The sequence below is a fragment of the uncultured Campylobacter sp. genome, from assembly GCF_937949835.1.
Lineage (GTDB): Bacteria > Campylobacterota > Campylobacteria > Campylobacterales > Campylobacteraceae > Campylobacter_B.
In genome coordinates this window covers 1-1,851 of sequence record NZ_CALEDC010000127.1, presented here as the reverse complement: position 1 = coordinate 1,851, position 1,851 = coordinate 1, and the positions used below count along the sequence as shown (strand labels likewise).

3 protein-coding genes are annotated in these 1,851 nt (G+C 59.4%); all 3 read right to left on the bottom strand.

The annotated features are described in order from the left end of the window. Positions 1-608, bottom strand: a 608-nt coding sequence (locus Q0256_RS02775; RefSeq protein ID WP_297959846.1) for an ABC transporter permease, incomplete at its 3' end; no start/stop codon positions are given. Beyond that, the gene (locus Q0256_RS02770) at positions 605-1,075 is read right to left on the bottom strand and encodes a hypothetical protein (protein ID WP_297959844.1); all 471 of its coding nucleotides are present in this window, start codon (positions 1,073-1,075) and stop codon (positions 605-607) included. The genes Q0256_RS02770 and Q0256_RS02775, both read right to left, overlap by 4 nt. A gap of 64 nt (positions 1,076-1,139) precedes the next feature. After that, positions 1,140-1,851, bottom strand: a 712-nt coding sequence (locus tag Q0256_RS02765; protein WP_297959842.1) for a phenylalanine--tRNA ligase beta subunit-related protein, incomplete at its 5' end; no start/stop codon positions are given.

Genomic DNA, 1,851 nt, shown 5'->3' with positions numbered 1-1,851 from the left:
TTTGCAGCGCCGCCTGTACCGCTTGAATTTACTCCGCTGCCGCCCGCGCCGCCTGCGCCATTGCCGTATGAACCCTCGCCGCTTGCGCCGGTGCCGCCCGCAGAGGTGTTCATCCCGCTTTCCGTGCCGGTGTCCGCGCCTCTGTCCTCAAGCGGACGGACATTTTCGCCGCCGCTAATATTTTGGATATCGCTTGCGCCGCCCGCGAAGGAGCTTTCGTCGCCAGAAAGGTTTAAATTTACGCCGCCGCTCGCGCCGCCGAGCCCGCTCAAGGTGTTTTGAAATTTAGCTGCAAAGCGCGGATCAAAATACAAAATACTCTCGATCTCGTGCGCCCTAAAATCCCTCCTAGCGCTCTCTAAGTCCGTGTAAACGCGGGTTTGCAAGTATTTTGAGCCCAAAAATCCGCCGAGCAGATCACGCTCGATTTTTGAGCCCAGATCGCTTACGAAGCCCACCTTGACGGGCTTTATGTCCATTCGCATCGCGTATCCGTAGATCACGACCAAAATGAGCGGCATCAAAAACGCGATTACGAGTGCCGATCGGTCCTTTGCGATCTGCGCGAACTCCTTTTTTACGAGGATTTTTAAAAAGGTAAAGTTCATCCGCCCTGCCCCTGTGCTCGGATTTTACGGCACTGCGCCGCTCGCGGCGGGCACCCGAATTTCAATCGCGCAAATGCGGCGACCGCGGCTACCGCATTTTGAAATTTTAGCCGCGGGGGCGCATCAGACACGCCCCTAAATTTTAATTGCAAAAGTGTGGCAACCGAGATTTGAAATTTTAACGGCGCAGGCGGATTGCCCGCGCCCATTTCGCTCATCGAGCCCACAAATTTTAATCGCGCGAGCGCATACGGCAGGCTTTGAAATTTTAAACAGTTGCGCAGCGCACTCTCGGCGCGAAATTTTTGACGTAAAAGCTCTACGGCGGCGCAAGATCCGCGATGAAATTCTTGCATCGTGGTTTTAAATTTACAAGCTACTCGCAGACTGACTGCTATTTTAATTTTGTGATCTGCTTGCAGAGCGGTCGCCCTTTTAAATTTATAATCCGTTTGCGAGCCACTCACGCTTTGAAATTTGCGGCGCAGACGAAGCGAGCTTGCCTCGGCGCAGAGCTCGCGCAGTATCCATCTACAAAATCCGCGCCGCGTCCCGCCGCGCCCGCTGAACCGCAGTGATCCCGCGGCCCACGTTCGCGCGGGGCAGCCGAACGGGAATCTCGTCGTAGCCGACGAGCCGGGCAACCTCCTCGACGAAATGGGCGGGGCCGACGAGGTCGGGCCGCCACGTCGGCGGCGTGACCCGCACCGTCGTTTCCGCGCCCTTCAAAGCGCCGCTCTCGTATTTTTCAGCGGCAAATTTTTCGGAGTCAGATCCTTCGGCGGCGCCGGAGCCATCGACAGAGCCGTCGCCCGCGGGCGCAGGGCGATTGGCGTTCGGTTCGCCAAAGGCGCCGGAGGCTCCGTCACCGGGAACTTCGACCTCGCAGCCGATCTCCCTCAAGACGCCGATGATGCGCTCGTCGGAAAGGCCAAGTCCGGTCAGCCGCTCCACCTCCGACAGCCGGAAATCTTGCGCTTCGGGCGCAGGGAAAGTCAGGAGGTCGAAAACCTCGTCGCCGGCTGTGCCGCCGCCGTACTCGACGAGCAAATCCACCACATTCTGAGCGGCCACCGGCGGCAGCTCGGGGTCCGCGCCTCGTTCGAAGCGCTTGGACGCTTCGCTCGCCAGCTTGTGGCGGCGGGCCGACCTCGCGATGGAGACCGGGTCGAAATGCGCGGCCTCGATCAGCACGTTGACGGTTTCCCCCGTGATCTCGGTGTCCGCGCCGCCCATGACGCCG